A 19,386-nucleotide genomic window follows, 5' to 3' on the forward strand; every position below is an offset into this window, starting at 1 on the left:
GGCAGGGCAACGGATGCCGGGGGCCGAGCGGCCCCCGGCATCCGCCCGGGAAAGAAGGGGTCAGAGCTGCACGCGGCGGGGCAGGTCGGTGCGACGGTAGGTCGTGTCGAGCACGAGGACCTCCGGGGACAGCCACTCCCAGTCGACGTTGTCGTGGTCGGTGTGCAGGACCACGAGGTCGGCGCCGAATGCGTCCGGGTCGACCGTCGCGGTGAGCTCCCTGCCGTTCCTGAGCCGGACGGACCCGAAGAACGGGTCGTGGAACCCGACGTCCGCGCCCTGGTCGGCCAGCATGCTGAGGATATCCAGCGCAGGCGACTCACGGAGGTCGGCGACGTTGGGCTTGTAGGAGACTCCGACAACGAGCACGCGTGCGCCGCGGAGAGGCTTGCCCTGGTCGGCGAGGGTTTCGCGCACCCGCTCGAGGACCCGGCGCGGGCGGCCGGCGATCTCGCTCATCGCGTGTTCGATGACCGGCGCGTCGACGTGAGCCTTGCGGAGCTGCCAGAGCAGGTAGTGCGGGTCGCACGGGATGCAGTGCCCGCCGACGCCGGCGCCGGGGAAGAAGGGCATGAAACCGTAGGGCTTGGTCGCTGCGGCGTTGATGACCTCGATGACCGACAGCCCGAGGGCGAGGCACGCCTCGGCGAATTCGTTCGCGAGGGCGATGTTCACCGCCCGGAAGGTGTTCTCGAGGAGCTTGCTCATCTCGGCGACCTCGAGGGAGCTGACACCGTGGATGTTGCGGGCATAGCGGCCGAGGAGGGCGGCTCCTGCGGCCTGGCAGGCCGGGGTCGCGCCGCCGACCACCCGCGGCACGTCCTCGTGGGCGTAGCGGTCGTTGCCGGGGTCGATGCGTTCCGGGCTGAAGGACACGAAGATGTCCTTGCCTGCGGTCAGGCCGCGAACGAGCAGCGGGGTGACGAGGAGGTCCCTGGTGCAGCCGGGGTACGTCGTGGAAGTGAGCATCAGGAGCTGGCCGGGAACGGCGGCGTCGACGACCATCGTGCACGCGCTCGCGAGGATCTCGAGGTCGGGCGTGAGGTGTTCGTCGATCGGCGTGGGGACGCAGATGATGACCGCTGCCGCGTCGCCGAGGAGGTAGGTGTCACCCGTGATCTGGAAGTCGTCGCCCGACATCGCCGTCTCGAGGCGCTCCCGGTCTGACTCGAGGAGGTCGGCTTCACCGCTGCGGATCACGGCGAGCCGGCGTTCGCTCACGTCGACGCCGAGTACGCGGAGACCTGCGGCGTGCAGGGACAGCGCCGTCGGCAGCCCGACGTATCCGAGGCCCACGATGGCGACGTCGAAGTCGAACTGGGTGCGGGGGATGACCGGGATGAGCAGGGCGTCCGCGTTCGTGCGCTGGCGGCCCTGGTGCGTGAGCGGCAGGGAAGAGTCGTCGACGATTTCGATTGACATTCCAGGTCCTTTGTTCGGGTAAGTCTGTGTGGTTAGGTGCGGTTCGGTGGTTAGGTGCGGTTCGCGGATGCGCCGCCGTCAGTCGAGGAGTTTCGGGACTCGGCGAGGTGCGGCGTGTGGTGTTCCCTCGGCCAGTCTCTGCAGATGTTGCGATCCGGGCAAGCCATGGCCGGGACTCTGCGGGATCGTGTGGGCATCCCGCACCCGGATGTGGTTAACCGCACCTGTCTGCCGTCGCGGGCGCCCCGTCCCGCGTGTACGGTCGGACCACCGGAGCGACCCCGCGTCCGGCCGGTCGACGGAGAATCACATGCTGAGCCTGGTCGTGGTGCTCGTCCTCGTGGTCGGGGTGAACACCGCCCTGTGGGGCACGGTCGGTCTGGGCCGTGTTGTCGCGCAGGCGTTCCGGAAGCGGCCGCGGAGTGCGCGCCACCGGCTCGCACAGCAGGCCGCTGGCGGGGCGGCCTCCGGAGCAGGCGGCCGCGTCACCCCGAAGGACGTCGCCGTGCTGATCGCGGCGCACAATGAAGAACTCGTGATCCGCAACACGATCCGCTCGGCCGCCAGGCTCGTGCCCGTCGGCAATATCTTCATCGCCTCGGACGCGTCTAAGGACACGACGGCGGTGATCGCGGAGGAGAGCGGGGCGAACGTCGTCGAGCTCCTGCCCAACCGCGGCAAGGCCGGTGCGCTCGTCGCCGCGATCACGCACTTCCGGCTTGCCGAACGCTTTGAGATCGTGATGCTGCTCGACGCGGACACGCAGCTCGCGGACGACTACATGGAGACGGGCCTGCCGTACTTCGATGATCCCGGGGTCGTCGCCGTCGCCGGCCGCGCCGCGACGGTGACGGACCCGCCATCACCGACCCGGCTCGGCCGTTTTCTCGTGGCGTACCGCGAACGCTTCTATGTGGTCGTGCAGTTCCTCCTCAAGTACGGCCAGGCCGCCCGCTTCGCGAACGTGGTGTCGATCGTCCCCGGCTTCGCGAGCATGTATCGCAGCCGGATCCTCGCCGACATCGACATTTCCGCCCCGGGGCTCGCGATCGAGGACTTCAACATGACATTCGAGGTGCATGCCAAGAGGCTCGGCCGCATCGCCTTCCACCCCCTCGCGGCGATCGCGTACACCCAGGACCCCGACACCTTCCGGGACTACACGAAACAGCTGCGCCGGTGGACGCTCGGCTTCTGGCAGACGGTCCGCCGGCACGGTTTCCGGTTCGGGACCTTCTGGGGAGCCCTCGCCCTCTACGTCTTCGAACTCGTGACGAGCAGCATCATGATGCTGATCTTCCTGCCGCTGCTCCTGATGTCGCTTGCGGCCGCGGCCTGGGGCGAGGTCTCGGCAGACCCGGTGTCGATCGCGGTCGCGCAGGCCGTCCCTCCGGCGTCCATCGTCATCGGGGTGCTGGTGCCGGACTACCTGCTCACGATCCTGGTCGTGATCGTGACCGGGCGGGTGCATTACCTGGTGCTCGGGATCGGCTTCCCGCTCGTGCGCATCGTCGACGCGTTCATCTGCCTCCGGACCATCCCGCAGGCGTTCTTCGGCCGGTCGAGCGGCACCTGGAAGAGTCCGGAACGACGGAGCAACACGGCGGCGACACCCGGGATCGCGGTCGGCGACGCCCTGCCGGGGTAGCGCGACCTGACCGGTCCCTTTCGATCAGACCATCCCGTATATCAGACCATCCCGCTTGCCGCACCGTCTGACAGCACCGTGCCGGTGCCGGAGAGCAGCGCGATCAGGTGCGACCGGGACTTGGCACCGAGCTTGTTGTATGTGCGGGTGAGGCGTACCTCCACGGTGCGCAGGGAGACGAAGAGCTCGGCGGCGATCTCCTTGTTGCGCTTGCCCTGTTGCACGAGTTCGGCGACGAGCCGTTCGTCGGGGGCAAGGGTCGCGAGGAGGGGATTGACGCTCGGGGCGTGGGTGCCGAGACGGACGGCATCCGCTTTTCTGGCCCACGGGATGGCACCGAGCTGGGTGAAGATCATCCGCGCGGCCAGGTACTGGTCTGCGCCTTCCCTGCCGTGCCCGAGGCTCACGAGCCGGTCGGCGAAGCTCAGGAGGGTGCGGCCCTGCTCGAATTGCGAATCGCCAGGCTGCCAGAGGCCGGCGGCCTGTTCGAAGACGGCGATGGATGCCTCGCCGGGTGTCAACAGGGCCTCGGCCCGTGCCGTGGCGAGCACCGTCCACCGGGTGTGGAAGGGCCGGGCCCTGGCCCGGAACTCACGGAACTGGATCACGGCCTCCCGCAGCCGGCCGGACAGCACGTATGCCTCGATCAGGTCGACCTGGCTCCGGAGCAGCGAGGGGTTGCGGAATGCTGACCCTATTGCTCCGGCCCGGTGCAGGAATGCGATCGCATCGTCGAACCTGCCCTCCATGAGGGCGAACCGGCCCTGGTCTGCCACGAGCCGGGCGGCGAGAGCCGGATGGTCGCTCGTCGCGAAGCTGCGGTTGCAGAGCTCGATCGCCGCGTCCGCGCGCGCTCGGTCTCCGCGGGCCTGCCAGTACCAGGCCGTCAGCAGCTGGAGCGGGCGGCGATGCACCTGTTCCGTCCCGGATCCTGTGAGCGATTCGATGATGGCCATGGCCTCGAATTGGTTGCCGGCGAGGATCTCGTTCTCTGCGAGGTAGTACCTGGCCGTCTGCAGGACGATCGGGTCCGGCGGGGGCTCGAGGCCGACGACGGTGCGCAGCACGCGCCTGGCGTCGCCGTATCGGTCGATGAACGTGAGGCTGCGGCCGAGGACGGACAGTGCCCTGGCGCTCGTCTCCTCGGTCCAGCCGTGCCGGGACAGCCGCTCGAACATCCGGGTCGAAGGGCCGGGGTCACCCTCGAGAGCAGACAGCAGCAGTGCGGACAGCTCGTGGAGTTCGATGGACTCCGGGGTCGCGCTTTCGAGGAGGTGACGGCCCCTGGCGAGGGCTTCCCGCGCGGCGTCGACCTCCCAGCGCTCGGCGTGACTGAGGGCGCTCATGCCGAGCAGGCGCGCGAGGTCTTCCGCCCTGCCGCTCGCGCCGCGCGGTCCGACCCAGTCGTCGAGGTCGGTCGTGAGCAGCTGGTGGGTCGACATGAATTCGATCCCGCTGCGGAGGGTCGCGAGCTTTGTGACCGTGGCGATCGAGCCGGGCCTGCGCTGGCCGAGCCTGGCATAGCGGGCCGCATAGGAGAGTTCGCCCTGCAGGTACAGCGCCTCCGCGACCTCGAGCAGGGCTTCGGGGCTTCCGGTGGCGTCGAGCGCGAGGGCGAGGGCGCGTTCGGCGAGTTCGACGGACTGCCAGATCAGGCCCCTGCGGCCGAATTCGGCAGCGGAGGCGAGCAGTTCGTCCGAGGAGAGGCTGCCGGCATCCGCCCAGCTGCGGTGCCACGCGGCGAGGCCGGGATCCCCTCCGGGTGCGTCCTCGCTGCGGGCGGCACGGGCATGGAATTCGGCGCGGGTACCGGCGTCGATGGACCAATAGAGGTGGGAACGCAGCGCTGAGTCCGAAATCCGGAGGTACCGGCCGTCGCGGATGACGGTTCCCGCCGACAGGAGTTCTTCCAGGGCGCCGCGGATGGGGTCGCCGCTCTGGCGGATCGGATCCTGGCTGCTGAGGTAGGAGCAGGACAGCATCGCCAGGAGGAGGTGCTGGTCGTCCGGTTCCTGTGAGGTCCGGGTCGAGGGAGCGCGGGAGGCGCGGAACGGCAGGGCGACGGGGGCGGCGTTCCCGAGGTGCCTGCTGGTCAGGAGCCGGGCGTTCCTGGCGATTTCGGACGGACTTCCCGATGAGGAGGATGCCAGCATCCGCCGGAGTGCCTCGTCGGACTGGGGCCCGAGAAGCTCGGTGGCGAGGAGCATCGATTCGGCGAAGGTGAGGCGGTCGAGGGTGATGCGCGGGAGCGAGGCGAGCGGGCCGACGGGGGGCTCCGCGCACACGGTGCCCACGAGGCGCAGCCCCGTGCCGCCGAGGCGCGCCGCGACCATCGCGAAGACGGTCTGGCTCGGGAGGTCCATCAGGTCGAGGTCGTCGATCAGGAGGAGGGTTGTCTCGGGGGTGAAGTCGCGGATCAGGGCGAGGAGTTCCGCCGCGCGGGCGGCGAGCTGGGCATCCGCTTCGCCGGGGATGAGGAGTTCGCTCGAGAGCGCTGCGGCGGCCGGGGTCTGGAACGAGGCGACGAAGGCCGAGAGGCCGGAGAGCGGGAAGCCGGCTTCCGCAGGATTGATCCTGACCCGGAAGATCTCGATCCCTGGGATCGGTTCGACGGAGGCGAGCAGGCGCGATTTGCCGGATCCGGGCTCCCCGACGACCAGCATGGCTGACTCATGAGGGGCGGTTGCGAGTTCGAGGATCGCGCCCAGCGTGTCGCGGTGGATGCTGGACTTCATGCGACGACCCCAGGAATCATTCCGGGCCATTCCGGGGGTCGGTGAAGGAGTTCATTCATGAGACGGCGCTTCGTTTCGGGTAACGAGTGCGTGCGGATCACTCTGTTGGGGGAGTACAGCAGCCGCCTCGGGGATGAGTCGGTGCTCTGCATTACTACCTGTGTGCGGTCCCGGAATGGGTGGTCCGGGACCTGTCACCCCCGGTGAAGGGGGTTCCTGTTATGCAAGGTACGCTCATTTTCTTCCAAGGTATCCCCCACTAGTGGGGGATTACGGCGCGCCGAAAGCCTGGGGGTGCGCGGAGGGGCATCCGCTGTGATACCGGTACTGGGCGGTTCTGCCACGACTAAATCGTGTTTGACCGCGCTATTCGTGGATCGCGACGACCGTGCGCCCGTGCAGCCGACCCGCGAGGATGTCATCGGCCGCCGGGATCGCTTCCTCGAGCGTGATGCTCGACGTCAGGCCGTCGAGGAGCGCCAGGTCGAGGTCGGATTCGAGCCGCGACCATGCCTGTTCCCGGAGGGCCAATGGAGCCTCGACGGAATTGATGCCGACAAGGCTGACCCCGCGCAGGATGAAGGGCATCACCGTCGTCGGGAGGTCGGCGCCCTGGGCGAGGCCGCACGCGGTGATCACGGCCCCGTAGTTCGCCTGGGCGAGGACATTGGCGAGGGTGGCGCTTCCGACGGAGTCGACGGCCGCGGCCCAGCGCTGAGCCTGGAGCGGTTTTCCGGGCTCGGAGAGGCTGCTCCGGTCCAGGATCGCCTCGGCCCCGAGGCCGCGGAGGTAGTCGCCGAGTTCGTCGACGCGACCGGTCGATGCCGTCACCCGGTAGCCCCTGGCCGAGAGCAGGGCCACCGCGATCGAACCGACTCCGCCTGCGGCGCCGGTGACGAGCACAGGGCCGGAGTCCGGCGTTGTCCCGGCGCGTTCGAGCGCGAGCACGGCAAGCATGGCGGTGAATCCGGCCGTGCCGATCGCGGCGGCCCTGAGGGCGCTGATTCCGGCGGGCAGGCGTACCAGGGACGCGCCGGAGACCCTCGCGCGTTCGGCGAGGCCGCCGTGGTGGGTCTCGCCCAGGCCTGAGCCGTTCAGGATGACCCGGTCTCCTGGCGCCCAGCGCGGGTCCTCGCTCGACTCGACGGTGCCGACGAGGTCGATCCCGGCGATGAGGGGCCAGGAGCGGATGACCCCGGGGCGACCGGCGAGCGCGAGCCCGTCCTTGTAGTTGAGGCTCGAGTAGTCGACGGTGATGGTCACGTCACCCGGCATCAGGAAGGAATCGTCGACGAGCGTGAGCGCCGCGTGCTGCGACGTGGCGCCGTCCTCCGCAACGGTTCGTTCGACGACGATGGCGCGGAACTGAGTCTCAGGAGTCATGCTCCGAGCCTACTTCCCGCCCCTCGCCCGCGTTCGGCCTAGTCGGTAGCATGAGCGCTATGACCGCCGCCGTCGTGCCAGAGAAGGTGCGGGTCGTGCCGCGCCGGCTCTCGGTGAGCGCGGGAATCGACGCCTTTTTCTTCGTCTTCGCGGGGTTCGCCGCGGTCTGGCTCGCCGTTCTGCTCGTGAACGAGAGTTTTCAGCTCGGCTGGGGTGCGCTCTGGTTCGCTGTGCTCTTCTGGGTGCTTCTGGCCTACCTTGTGCTTCCGAGGCTGCACCGGATCCTGACCCAGCTGTACGTTCCCCGCTACTTCATCGGCAGGACCCGCACAAGCGACGGCCTCCTCGGCGACCCGGTCAACCTCGCTATCACCGGCACGGCGGAGCAGCTGCAGCAGGCGCTCGCCGCGGCAGGCTGGACGCGGGCGGACGACATCACGCCAGGCACGACCTGGAGGATGGTCTCGGCGACGCTCGCGAGGCGCAGTTATGACGAGGCGCCCGTCAGCCCGCTGTTCCTGTTCGACCGGATGCAGGACTTCGCCTACCAGCAGGAGGTCGCCGAGAATCCGGCCAAGCGGCACCACGTGCGGTTCTGGCGCTGCCCGGACGGCTGGCTGCTCCCCGGAGGGACGAGGGTCGACTGGCTCGCGGCGGGGACCTTCGATCGTGCCGTCGGCTTCTCGCTGTTCACCCTGCAGATCACGCACAAGATCGACGAGAACACCGACATCGAGCGGGACCACATCGTCCACTCGCTTCTGCACGCCGGCTCGGGGGCTCGGGTGCACCTGATCCGGGACTTCTCGAGCGGATACCACGCACGCAACGGCGGCGGCGACACGATCCAGACGGACGGCGACCTGCCCGTCGTCGACGTGTCCGGCATCGCGGTCTCCGGCGCTGCGGCTGCACGTGCGGGGTCTGCCGCGCCGGAACCGGCACCGACCGCGGCAGCGGCAGCGGCATCGACGGTGGCATCGACCGCGGCACCGACCGGGAACGCGGTGCCGTCCGAGCCCGGCACTCACCGGCGGCGGCCGGCATCGATCAGCGTCGGAGCCCTGATGCTCGGCGCGCGGGTCCTGTCCGGTCTCGGTGTCATCGTCCTCGCGGCGCTCGACTGGCCGGAGTTCGTCTCGGCCGTCGCACTCGACGGCACGACGGCGGGCACCGTCGACCCCGCGACGGCCGGGGTCGCCCTCGGGATCCTGCTGGCCGGCTACGGAGTCGTCCTCGCCCTCAACATCGGCTTCGCCGCATTCGTGTACTTCGGCCGGAACTGGGCACGGATCGTCGCGATGTCCTTCGCGACGGTGAGCATCGTCACGAGCTTCGTCGACTATGCCGTCAACGGGGCCGCGATCACCCTGCGGACCTCGCTCGTGAGCGTCACCTTCGACATCCTGATCCTGCTCGCCCTCTCGGCCAGGGACGCGAGGGAGTTCGCCCGCGCGCGGCCGGTCAGGAGTGCGCGGGGCAGGCGGGCGCCGTAGCGGCGCAGTCAGGGCAGACGACGAGCTGTGCGCGGCAGGACGGCTCGCGGCAGTTCTGCATCCGGTTGGTCGCTGCCGCGCAGCAGGCGCAGCGGCCGAGGACCGCGGTGTCCCCTGCGAAGTCGACGGACATCCGCTGGTCGAAGACATAGAGCGAACCGTCCCAGAGACCGGCATTCCCGTAGGCCTCGCCGTACCCCACGATGCCGCCATCGAGCTGGTAGACCTCGCCGAAGCCGCGGTCCTTCATCAGTGAGCTGAGCACCTCGCAGCGGATGCCGCCGGTGCAGTACGTCACGACCGGCCGGTTCTTGAGGTGGTCGTACCGGCCGCTGTCGAGCTCTGCGGCGAAGTCGCGGGTCGTCGCGACGTCGGGAACGACGGCGCCCCGGAAGCGTCCGATCTCCGCTTCGAAGGAGTTGCGGCCGTCGAAGAAGACCAGGTCGTCGCCGTGCTCGGCGGCGAGTTCGTGCAGCGCGGCGGGGGAGAGCCGGGTGCCGCCGCCCTGCACTCCTGCCGCGGTGACCGTGAGGTCGCCGGGAGCGCCGAAGCTCACGATCTCCTCGCGCACCTTCACCACGAGGCGCGGGAAGTCGAGGCTCAGGCCGGCCTCGTCGAGCCCGGTGCCTTCGCTCCACCGGAAGTCGATGTCGTGGAACGCCGGGTACTCGCGCGTCTTCCGCACGTAGCGTTTCACGGCCGGGAGGTCGCCGCCGATCGTGCCGTTGAGCCCGTCCTTCGAGATCAGGATGCGGCCGCGGAGGCCGAGGGCTTCGCACAGGTCGCGCTGCCAGAGCCGTACGGCCTCGGGGTCGGCGAGCGGCGTGAAGACGTAGTAGAGCAGGATCTTCGGAATGGCCACCGCGCCATGTTACCCGTCCTGGTTCGGCATAACTCCTGCAGATTCCCGCGGTTGACGGCCGGCGCCCCGGAATCACGCGGCAGGAATTCCACCGCCGGGGAATGTGCAGGAGTCATGCCCAGGGGTTGGAGGACAGCCGGGTTTCCTCGAGGTCGAGCATGCGCTGGGCCCTCTCGATGAGGTGCGAGCCGTATGCCCCGGTCTCACGGGCGTCGAGCAGGGCGGCGCGCTCACGTGCGAGCACGTGCAGCCGCAGCGCACGGTGCTGGTGGTGCGGGGCGCCGGTGGCCGGGGCCGCCGTCTCGTCGAGCGCCTGTGCACGGCGGATGCTGTCCGCACGCACCCGGGACAGCGCCTCCGCGGTGAACGGTTCACCACCGTCCTGCGCGAGCGCAGGGTTGCCGAGGCTCTCGAGACCGGCCGCGCTGATCTGGCCGACGAGGGCTGCGAAGCCACGCTGGTCATCCGCCTCGGCGCTTCCGGTGAGCCCGAGCCTGCGGATCAGCAGAGGCAGGGTGCCGCCCTGCACGAGCAGGGTCACGAGGGCAACGGTGAACGCGATGAAGATCAGCTGCGGCCGGTAGGGGATGCCGGTCGGCAGCGACTGCGCGGCGGCGAGTGCGACGACGCCTCGCATCCCCGACCAGCCGAGCACAGCGCCGTCCCGCCAGCCGAGGCTCTCGACCGTCTGGAAGTCGAGGTCCGCCCGCTTCCTGGTCAGCCTCCTGTGGGCCCTGGCCTGGGCGACGTCCTCGTGCCTGGCCGTGCGCAACCGCCGCAGTGCGGAGTCGACCTCCCGGCCGCCGGCGCGGGCCCTCCGCTCTTGTCGTTTGAGCTGGGCGATAAGGGGGACGACGAAGGCGCCCCGGACGACGACGAGGACGACGGTCGCGAGAAGCCCGATGCCGACGGCCTCGATGACGCTGACATGGTCCTCGTGCACCTCGCCGACCAGGTATTTCAGTTCGAAGCCCATCAGGAGGAAGACGCCGTTCTCGAGCACGAACTGGATCGTCCGCCAGTTCACCCGTTCGCTGATCCGCACCTCCGCCGTGAAGACCAGCGGCCCCCGATGCCCGGTCACGAGCCCGGCGACGACGACGGCGAGCACCCCGGACGCGTGGACGTGGTCGGTCGGGATGAACGCGAGGAACGGCACCGCGAATGAGATCGTCGTGTTGAGTACGACGTTCCCCAGGCGCGACCTCAGCCACACGGTCAGGTGCCCCACGACGAGACCGATCCCGATCGCGACTCCGACCGCGAACGCGAAGTCCCCGGCCACGCCGATCAGGGACACCCCGCCTGCCGTCGCCGCGATCGCACAGCGGAGCAGCACGAGGGCCGAGGCGTCGTTGAGCAGTCCCTCACCCTCCAGCAGGGTCACCACCCGGGGTGGAAGTCCCAGCCGGCGCCCCATCGAGGTCGCGGCGACCGCATCCGTCGGACTCACGACCGCACCGAGCGCGAGGGCGCCGGGAACGCTGAGTCCGGGCAGTAGCCAGTGGAACAGTGCTCCGCTCGCGACGGCGCTCACGATCACGAGCAGCACAGAGAGTCCGGTGATCGCCGTCGCGTTGCGGCGGAAGTCGTGCAACGGCACGTTGACCGCCGCCGAATAGAGGAGTGGAGGGAGGACGACCGCGAGGATGAGCTCGGGCGGGAAATCGAAGGCCGGTACGCCGGGGACGAGGCTCGCCGCGATCCCGATGAGCACGAGGAGGAGCGGGGCGGCGACTCCGAGCCGCGGCGCGATGACGGCAACCGACACGATGGTCAGGATGCCGAAGACGCCGAGAAGGGGATAGTCCATTGCTGGACCGTAGCGAGCCGGGCTGGACCCGACCGCTGTGCGACCTTGGCGGCGCCTGAGGATCTTCGAAGCGAGGACGCCTGGCGCCTAAACTGGGGGCAGCCCGCACAAGAACCCCCGCCGCCAGGAGGACCCATGACCACCGCCGATCCGCTCGCCGTCTACGGCGAGGTGCCGCTCTTCACGCTCTCGAGCACGGATGTGACCGACGGGGCACCGCTTTCGGCCGCGCAGTTCGGCGAGGAAGCCGATGGCCTCGACCGGTCGCCGCAGCTGTCCTGGAGCGGGTTCCCCGCCGACACGAAGAGTTTTGCGGTCACTCTCTACGACCCGGATGCCCCGACCGGCTCTGGCTTCTGGCACTGGGCGGTCTTCAACCTCCCGGCCGCCGTCACGTCCCTTCCCGCCGGAGCCGGCGCCCCCGGCGGTACCCAGTTGCCCGCCGGCGCGGTCACCCTGCCCAACGAGCTGCGGCTCACCTCCTTCATCGGTGCCGGCCCGCCGCCCGGAACCGGCACCCACCGCTATCAGTTCATCGTGCACGCAGTGGATGTCCCCACTCTCGACCTCGACCCCGGGTCGACTCCCGCCGTGCTCGGCTTCACCCTCCGGTTCCACACCCTCGGCCGCGCGGTCATCGAGGCGACCGGAGCATTCGGCGGGGCGGCGCTGCACCCCTAGAAGGCCTGTCCCCGACAGGAACATGAGGGCTTCTCAGGTCGCTCACACGCGCGGGACCTAGGTTCGTGCTGTGAACCAGATCCGCAGCACCCTCGCATGACCGCAGGAACCACCCTGAAACCCCGAGAAACCAGCCTCCGCCGTGTGCCCGTATGGGTCTGGCGGGCCTTGATGATCCGGCTCTCACCCGGCGAACTGCACAAGTTCAACCTCCAGCCGATCGATACTGTGGACTACCACATCGACGTCGACTACGTCGGGGATGAGAGCCGTGACCACCGGCTCGACGTGATGGTGCCGCACGACCCTGCCGGGCCGCTTCCGGTCTACGTGTACTTCCACGGGGGCGGCTGGACCTCCGGCGACAAGGCGCCGCTCACCAAGTACTGTGCGAGCCAGGCCGCAGACGGCATGGTCGTCGTCAACGCCAACTACCGGATGGCCACCCGGTTCCAGCTCAGGCACATGCTCGAGGACGGCAATGCGGTGCTCGACTGGGTGGCCCGCAACATTGCCGACTTCGGCGGGGACCCCACCCGGATCGTGCTCGGGGGGGATTCGGCCGGCGGTCACATCGCGGCGCTCCTGGCGGCATCCGCTTTCGAGCCGGAGCTCGCGGCCCACTACGGCATCGAACCCCACGTGGATCCGGGCAACCTCCGCGGTCTCGTGCAGCACTGCAGCATCGCCGACCTCTCGGTGATGTTCGAGCGCGGCTTCGTGCTGAGCCTCAACTTCCTGCGCATGCTGCTGCCCGAGCGGGGGCGCGGAGTCGTGCTGCGGGCCGCGGCGCGGTTCATGAACCCGATCGAATGGCTCGACAGCGGGTTCCCTCCGGTCTTCGTCACGACGAGCGAACGGGACTACTTCTACCGGGCGAACCTGAACTTCATCGCGGCGCTCAAGCGCAGGTCGATTCAGGTGGACAGCCTGATCTACGACCGGCGACAGGCGAACACCCATCACACCTGGCAGCAGGACGCGCGGCATCCGGAATCGCAGGAGGTGTACCGCCGTCTCGGCGCGTTCGTCCGTCGCGTCGCGGCCCTGCCCGTCCCGGTCCCCGTCGCCGTCTAGGGACGGCGGGTCAGCTCTGGGCGCCGGTCGCGGCGAGGACGCCGCCGAGGCCGATCATCATGACCCCGCCGCCCGCTGAAAGCTTCTCCAGCCGTTTCGGCGACTTCGCGAACCGGTCCCGCGCCGAGCCGGCGGCGATGGCCCAGACGCTGTCTCCGGCGAGGGCGAGCACCACGAAGACCGTGCCGAGGGTGAGGAGTTGCAGCGGCACCGCGCCCGCACGGTAGTCGACGAACTGGGGAAGCACGGCGACGAAGAACACGATGGACTTGGGGTTTGTGGCGCCGACGACCGACCCTTCGGCGAGCAGCCGCCACCACGGCCGGGCGACGAGCGTGACGCCGCGGGTCCGGGTGACCGCGCCGCGGTACCGGATCGCGTGGATGCCGAGGTAGACGATGTATGCGGCCCCGACGACCTTGACGATCGTGAACACCACGATCGACTGGGTCACGATCGCGCCGAGGCCGAGCGCGACGGCCGCGATGAGGGGCAGCATCCCGAGGGCGTTCCCGAGCACGCTCAGGAATCCGCCGAGGCGCCCGAGCGCCAGGGAGCGTCCGATCACGAACAGCACGGTCGGCCCCGGAAGCGCGATGAGGGCGACGGAAGCGAGCGCGAAGGTGAGCAGGTGATCGATCGGGACCATACCGGAATGCTACCCAATCGCCCGAGGCGTTAACATCGCAGGATGCATATGCTGATCCGCACCCTCTTCCACGGCTGGCTGTCGAAGCGGGGCCCCCGCGTCGGGTCCTACGACGTCGTCAGAACCCGGTTCGTGACCCTCCCGACCGACCAGGACATCCTGCGGCACATGAACAACGGGGTGTACCTGTCGATCATGGACATCGCCAGGCTCGACCTGCTGCACCGTACCGGCATCTGGCCGATCTTCACCGCACGCGGCTGGTACCCCGTCGTCGTGAGCGAGACCATCAGCTTCCGTAAATCGCTCACCGTCGGCCAGCGGTTCACCGTCGAGTCGCGCATCCTCGGTTTCGACGAGAAGGCCGTCTACGTGGAGCAGCGCTTCGTGCGACCGGATGCCGACGGTAACCCCGAGATCCTCGCGCTCGGCTTCATCCGGGGCCGCTTCCTCAAGCGCAGCGGGGGCGTCGTCGGAATCGAGGAACTGCTCGCCGCCGTCGGACCGGCGCCCGCCGGCCTCACCGTCCCGGCGTGGCTGCTCGAGTGGAGCGCCGACGTCGCCCTGCCCGCGACCCGCGCGGCCGCGCCGAGTCTCTGGGAGTAGCCGGCGGCAGCGGCCGTTTCGGCAGCGGGCACAGCAGCTTTGGCGCGCCGACGTCCGGGAGGGCTCGCACCCTCGGGGACGGTCGGCAGGACTATGCGCGCGGCGGTGCGGGGACGGGAACGACCGGGGGCTTGTCCGGGACGATGAGCTCGGAGTAGTAGAGCTCGTGCGCGCCCGCGTAGTGCTCGTGGCCGGGCACGGGGTGCCCCGTGCGCATCGCGACGAGGCGATCCAGGTAGTAGTCCCAGAACGGCCCGACGCGTGCCGCATCCGCAGCGGAGTGCAGGCGCTGCCCGAGGGTGAGCGTGGTCATGCCCGCGCCTTCGACGAGGTGCAGGATCAGGTGCCTCGCCGCGTCCCCTTCGCCGAGGTTGATGGTGAACCGCTTCGGCGGGATGCACTTGAGGATCGTCACGTACGTCCACTCGGCATCCGTTTCGGAGAGCTTGAAGCGCACGGCGCCTGTCTCCGGCGCACCGGTGTACGTGCCGATCCACCCGGCGAGGCCGCCTGGCCGGCTGACGCTCGCCCAGACGTCGTCGATGGGGGCGGTGAAGAGCCGATCGAGCATGAGGTACAGCCCGTCCTCGCGATGGGCAAGGCGACCGGTGGGTTTGGCTGACATGGGGACCTCCGCGATGAGTGAAACACGAGCCGTGCCTTCAGGCTAAACCCGTTGGGCGTCCCCGTGCCACAGCATCGCCCGACGGCTCCGTCAGCGAGCCCCCGGCCGCGGGTTCGGCCGTCGTTTCAGTCGTCGAGCTCTGCCTCGAGGACCGCCATTGCGGCGTTGTGCCCGCCGATGCCGCTGACCCCGCCGCCGCGCCGGGCGCCCGCGCCGCAGACCAGGATGCGCGGGTGCCGGGTCGCGACGCCCCAGCGCTCCGCCGCGGTGTCCCTCGGGGCGTCGTCGTCGAGGAACGGCCACTCGAGGGGACCGTGGAAGATGTTCCCGCCCGGCATTGCGAGGGCGTGTTCGAGGTCGAGGGTCGTCTTCGTCTCGATGCAGGGCCTGCCGGCGGCATCGGTCAGCATCAGGTCCTCGATCGGCTCGGCGAGAACCGAGTTGAGCGAGGCGAGCACGGCCTCCTGCAGCCTCGTCCGGGTGGCGTCGTTGTTCTCGTCGCTCAGCCAGCGGTTCGGCGCGTGCAGGCCGAAGACGGTGAGGGTGTGTGCGCCGGATGCCGCGAGTTCCGGCGAGAGGATGCTCGGGTCGCTCAGGGAGTGGCAGTAGATCTCGCACGGCAGCCGGTCCGGGATGATCCCGCGGACGGCCTCGTCGTACGCGCCTTCGAGCTGGGTGTACGTCTCGTTGATGTGGAAGGTTCCGCCGAACGCAGCCTCGGGGGAGACCGTCGTGTCGCGGAGCCGCGGCAGCCGGCGCAGCAGCAGGTTGACCTTGACCTGGGCGCCCTCCGGCTTCGGGAGGGCCCCTGGCGCGTCCGCACGCGCGGCCCCTGTCGTGCCCCGGCCGCCGGCATCCGCTTCGAGGAGCTGCTCGAGCACCCAGGGGGCGACCCCCGAGAGCACGACCGTCCCGGCGACCTCGCGGATGCTGCCGCCGCGCCGGTAGCGCACGGTTCCGTCCGGGCTGACGCTCGTCACCTCGGCGTCGGTCACGATCCGGGCGCCCGCCTGCCGCGCCGCCTTCTCGAGTTCGCCCGTCACGGCGCCCATCCCGCCGATCGGAACGTCCCAGTCCCCGGTCCCGTTGCCGATCACGTGGTAGAGGAAGCAGCGATTCGCGGCGAGGTCGCCCGCCTCCGCCGACGTGAAGGTGCCGATCAGGCCGTCGGTCGCGACGACGCCGCGCACGAGGTCGTTCGTGAATGCCTCGGTGATGGTCCGGCCGAGCGGATGTTCGACGAAGCGCTCCCACAGGGAGTCGTCGCCGAGCAGGCGCCTGGCCTCTGAGCGGGTCGGCAGGGGTTCGCAGACCGTGGGGAAGAGCGCCAGGGCGAGCCGCCCGGTGTCGGCGTAGAAGGCGGCCCAGGCGTCGGAATCGGCTCCGGCGCCGATCCGGTCGAAGCTCGCCCTGGTGGCTTCGGCGTCGCCGTTGTCGACGAGGAGGCCGCCGGCCGGGTCGGCCGGGTTCGGCGTGTATGAGGAGAAACGCCTGCGGGCGAGGTCGATCTCGAGGCCGAGTTCCTCGATGATCCGCTGCGGCAGCAGGCTGACGAGGTAGGAGTAGCGCGAGAGGCGGGCGTCGACGCCTGCGAACGCCTCGGCGGAGACCGCGGCACCGCCGACGTGTTCCGCGCGCTCAAGCACGATCACGCTGCGGCCGGCGAGGGCGAGGTACGCGGCGGCGGTCAATCCGTTGTGGCCGCCGCCGACGATGACAACGTCATGAGTGGGTTCCGTCACGCCTCGAGACTAGCAACGGGTGCCGCAGCGTGCGGGCCGGCGCGGGACATCCGGCCCGGACGGCGATCAGGGAACGATGTGCCCGGCGGCGCGGAACAGCTCGTACCACTCGGCCCTGGTGAGGGTCACATCGGATCCCTGGGCCGCCCCGGTGACGCGTCCGGGGGTGGTGGTGCCGAGAACGACCTGCATCCTGGCGGGGTGGCGGAGGATCCAGGCGGTCGCGATGGCGATCGGCGGGACGCCGTAGTGGGCGGAGAGCCTGTCGATGACGGAGTTGAGTTCGGGGTACTCGGGAGAGCCGAGGAAGACCCCCGTGAAGAAGCCGGCCTGGAACGGCGACCATGTCTGGATGGTGATGTCGTTCAGGCGGCAGTAATCGACGATTCCGCCCCCGTCGCGGGTCACGGCCTGCTCCTGCCCGCTCATGTTCGCGGCGACCCCCTGCGCGATGATCGGCGCATGCGTGAGCGAGAGCTGCAGCTGGTTGACGACGATCGGCTGGCGCACGTGCTTCCGGAGCAGGTCGATCTGGCGCGGTGTGTGGTTCGAGACGCCGAATGCCCGGACCTTGCCCGTGGCTTCGAGTTCGTCGAACGCGCGGGCGACCTCCTCGGGTTCGACGAGGGCGTCGGGGCGGTGCAGCAGCAGGATGTCGATGTGGTCGGTCCGCAGGGCTGCGAGGGACCCCTCGACGGATTCGATGATGTGCTCGTAGGAGAAATCGAAGTACGGCCCGTCCCCGACGATTCCCGTCTTGGTCTGGATCGTGATCTCGTCACGCTGGGAGGGGGTGAGCTGCAGCGCCTCCCCGAAGCGGCGTTCGCAGCCGTGCAGTTCGGAGCCGTAGATGTCGGCGTGGTCGAGGAAGTCGATCCCGGCGTCGCGGGCGGTGCGCACGAGTTCGCGGACCTCGTCGTCGCTCTTCTCCTGGATGCGCATCAGGCCGAGGATGACGTTCGGAGCGACGATATCGGTGCCGGGCAGGGTGAAAGTCTTCATGTGGATTCACGCTAGGCGAGGCGGGTACAGAAGTAAAACAACTGACGGTGATGCGATTGAGAAGGGCGAACGATCAATGTGTCGGCCGGGGCGGCGCGGTCGCCAGCGCCGCTCACCGCGGTCGCTGCTCCCCGCTGGCGTTGCCGATCAGGTCGGGTTGCTCGTCGGCTGGCGTTCGAGGGTGCCGATCTCTTTCCCGCCCTGGTCCGTGAGGGTCATCGTGGAGCCGTCGATGGTCGCGGACGTCGCGGATCCCAGCCAGGTATCGACACCCTCGCAGGCCATCAGGGTCGAGGCGATGGGCCCGAACTCGATCCGGTCCCCGCTCGTCTTCCAGGTGCCCACGAGCCGGTTGCAGCCGTCGGTGCCCGAGAGCGAACGGTCCTCGTGGAGCTCGAGGCTCGGCATCCGCGTGGCGTTGGGGTCGCCCCAGACGCCTGTCGCGGCGCTTTCGGCGGATGCCCCGCACCCGGACAGCGCGACGGCGACGCTTGCCGCCGCCGCGCCCACGAGAATTCGGCGGGCGAGGATGGTGATCACGGATGCTCCCATTCCGCACGCTGTCGCGGGCGTGCTCACCCCATTGAAGGCCCGCCCGTGACCATCGTCAAGGCGTGAGCATCGTCGCGGCGCGACCGTCGTCGCGGCGCGACCGTCGTCGCGGCGCGACCGCGCGGGCGAGCGCGTCGCGCACGGCGACGACGCCCGGCCGCTTCGTGCTCGAGCGGCGTGCCGCCGAGAAGAGGGTGCGGCGCGGGTGGCCGGGCAGGTCGACGAGGCGCACCGTGGGTTCGGCGCCGGCCCAGACCAGGTCGGGCAGGATGCCGACGGCGTTCCCCGATTCGATCAGGCGGATGTGCGCGATCAGGTCCGCGGTCTCGAACCGGACATCGGGTTCGAACCCGGCTTCGCGGCAGAGCTGGCTCGCCCACGACCGGGAGACGGTTCCTTCCGGTTCCATGACCCACGGCATCCGCGCCAGGCCTGCGAGATCAGCGCTCGCGCTCGCGGACGGCAGCGCGAGTCGCAGCGCATCCGTCGCCAGGTTGACCCTGTCGAGGTCCGCCCTGTGGGCACGCCCGTGCCCCGGGTACTGCTCGGCGAGGACGAGGTCGAAGTCCCTGGCACTCACTTCGAACAGGCCGCGCTCCGGCTCGCGCTCGGTCACCTCGACACGCAGCTGGGGGAATTCGGCGGCCAGGAGGGTCAACGCCCGGGGGATCACGGCGTGGGACGCGGACTGGAAGACCGCCACCCGCACGGTGCCCGAGACGGTCGTGAGCGAAGCCATCATCTCGGCCTCGGCGATCTCGAGCCGTTCGAGCAGGTGGGTGGTGTGGTCGACGAGGATCTCGGCCTGCGCTGTGAGCTGCACGCGGCGACCCACCTTGTGCAGGAGCTCGACGCCCGCCTCCTTCTCGAGCAGGGCGAGTTGCTGGGAGACCGCGGACGGGCTGTACGAGAGCGCCTCGGCGACCCCGGCGAGGGTCCCGCGGATCTTCAGTTCACGCAGCAGGCGCAACCTCCGGACGTCCAGCATCCCGTGCACCTTCCGCTCGGCTCCATTGCACACAAATCCTAACCACTACTCTGCACAAACGGTCGCTTTTACTTATCGGAAGTTCCCGCGACACTGGACTCAGAT

The 19,386-nt window shown here is 69.5% G+C and carries 16 protein-coding genes; 5 read left to right on the forward strand and 11 right to left on the reverse strand.

All coding sequences use genetic code 11. The features are described from left to right. Positions 1-60: 60 nt before the first annotated feature. The gene (locus tag E3O46_RS16410) at positions 61-1,422 is read right to left on the reverse strand and encodes a nucleotide sugar dehydrogenase (RefSeq protein ID WP_134449194.1); all 1,362 of its coding nucleotides are present in this window, start codon (positions 1,420-1,422) and stop codon (positions 61-63) included. A gap of 310 nt (positions 1,423-1,732) precedes the next feature. Between E3O46_RS16410 and E3O46_RS16415 the strand changes: the two genes are divergently transcribed. Then, complete coding sequence (locus E3O46_RS16415; protein WP_134449193.1) at positions 1,733-3,070, forward strand: glycosyltransferase family 2 protein; 1,338 nt, start codon at positions 1,733-1,735, stop codon at positions 3,068-3,070. 41 nt (positions 3,071-3,111) lie between these two features. Here the strand turns inward: E3O46_RS16415 and E3O46_RS16420 are convergent, their stop codons facing one another. Then, entirely contained in the window at positions 3,112-5,805 is a 2,694-nt protein-coding gene (locus tag E3O46_RS16420; protein ID WP_134562097.1) for a helix-turn-helix transcriptional regulator, read from the reverse strand. Positions 5,806-6,171: 366 nt separating this feature from the next. Then, positions 6,172-7,188, reverse strand: a complete 1,017-nt coding sequence (locus E3O46_RS16425; RefSeq protein ID WP_134560689.1) for an MDR family oxidoreductase — start codon at positions 7,186-7,188, stop codon at positions 6,172-6,174. 50 nt (positions 7,189-7,238) lie between these two features. On the opposite strand from E3O46_RS16425, the gene E3O46_RS16430 reads away from it, so the two are divergent. After that, positions 7,239-8,684, forward strand: coding sequence for an LssY C-terminal domain-containing protein (locus tag E3O46_RS16430; RefSeq protein WP_478213401.1), 1,446 nt, complete (start codon positions 7,239-7,241; stop codon positions 8,682-8,684). Here E3O46_RS16430 and trhO read toward each other — a convergent pair. Further along, positions 8,653-9,546, reverse strand: a complete 894-nt coding sequence (gene trhO, locus E3O46_RS16435) for an oxygen-dependent tRNA uridine(34) hydroxylase TrhO (protein ID WP_134449190.1) — start codon at positions 9,544-9,546, stop codon at positions 8,653-8,655. The genes E3O46_RS16430 and trhO overlap by 32 nt on opposite strands. 112 nt (positions 9,547-9,658) lie before the next feature. Continuing rightward, positions 9,659-11,359 carry a cation:proton antiporter gene (locus E3O46_RS16440; protein WP_134449189.1) on the reverse strand — a complete coding sequence of 567 codons (1,701 nt, stop codon included), beginning with the start codon at positions 11,357-11,359 and terminating at the stop codon, positions 9,659-9,661. Positions 11,360-11,494: 135 nt separating this feature from the next. Here E3O46_RS16440 and E3O46_RS16445 point away from each other — a divergent pair, with 135 nt between their 5' ends. Together E3O46_RS16445 and E3O46_RS16450 are read left to right on the forward strand one after the other, a co-directional pair. Then, the gene (locus E3O46_RS16445; RefSeq protein WP_134562099.1) at positions 11,495-12,040 is read left to right on the forward strand and encodes a YbhB/YbcL family Raf kinase inhibitor-like protein; all 546 of its coding nucleotides are present in this window, start codon (positions 11,495-11,497) and stop codon (positions 12,038-12,040) included. 96 nt (positions 12,041-12,136) lie between these two features. Continuing rightward, positions 12,137-13,117 carry an alpha/beta hydrolase gene (locus E3O46_RS16450; protein WP_241975507.1) on the forward strand — a complete coding sequence of 327 codons (981 nt, stop codon included), beginning with the start codon at positions 12,137-12,139 and terminating at the stop codon, positions 13,115-13,117. A gap of 10 nt (positions 13,118-13,127) precedes the next feature. On the opposite strand, the gene E3O46_RS16455 is transcribed toward E3O46_RS16450, so the two are convergent. After that, positions 13,128-13,766, reverse strand: a complete 639-nt coding sequence (locus E3O46_RS16455; RefSeq protein ID WP_134562100.1) for a LysE family translocator — start codon at positions 13,764-13,766, stop codon at positions 13,128-13,130. A 42-nt stretch (positions 13,767-13,808) separates the two neighbouring features. On the opposite strand from E3O46_RS16455, the gene E3O46_RS16460 reads away from it, so the two are divergent. After that, positions 13,809-14,372: an acyl-CoA thioesterase gene (locus E3O46_RS16460; protein WP_134562101.1), complete on the forward strand. Its 564-nt coding sequence runs from the start codon at positions 13,809-13,811 to the stop codon at positions 14,370-14,372. Positions 14,373-14,463: 91 nt separating this feature from the next. On the opposite strand, the gene E3O46_RS16465 is transcribed toward E3O46_RS16460, so the two are convergent. The 5 genes from E3O46_RS16465 to E3O46_RS16485 all read right to left on the reverse strand — a co-directional run bounded on the left by E3O46_RS16465 (position 14,464) and on the right by E3O46_RS16485 (position 19,281). After that, positions 14,464-14,997 carry an SRPBCC domain-containing protein gene (locus E3O46_RS16465; RefSeq protein WP_134562102.1) on the reverse strand — a complete coding sequence of 178 codons (534 nt, stop codon included), beginning with the start codon at positions 14,995-14,997 and terminating at the stop codon, positions 14,464-14,466. Between the two features lie 125 nt (positions 14,998-15,122). Then, positions 15,123-16,739, reverse strand: coding sequence for a phytoene desaturase family protein (locus tag E3O46_RS16470; protein ID WP_134562103.1), 1,617 nt, complete (start codon positions 16,737-16,739; stop codon positions 15,123-15,125). Positions 16,740-16,805: 66 nt separating this feature from the next. Beyond that, the gene (locus E3O46_RS16475) at positions 16,806-17,741 is read right to left on the reverse strand and encodes an aldo/keto reductase (RefSeq protein WP_134562104.1); all 936 of its coding nucleotides are present in this window, start codon (positions 17,739-17,741) and stop codon (positions 16,806-16,808) included. 147 nt (positions 17,742-17,888) lie between these two features. Then, complete coding sequence (locus E3O46_RS16480) at positions 17,889-18,281, reverse strand: META domain-containing protein (RefSeq protein WP_241987449.1); 393 nt, start codon at positions 18,279-18,281, stop codon at positions 17,889-17,891. A gap of 67 nt (positions 18,282-18,348) precedes the next feature. After that, on the reverse strand, positions 18,349-19,281 hold the full coding sequence (locus E3O46_RS16485) for a LysR family transcriptional regulator (RefSeq protein WP_134562106.1): 933 nt from the start codon (positions 19,279-19,281) through the stop codon (positions 18,349-18,351). Positions 19,282-19,386 lie beyond the last annotated feature (105 nt).

Source organism: Cryobacterium glucosi (assembly GCF_004402235.1).
Classification (GTDB): domain Bacteria; phylum Actinomycetota; class Actinomycetes; order Actinomycetales; family Microbacteriaceae; genus Cryobacterium; species Cryobacterium glucosi.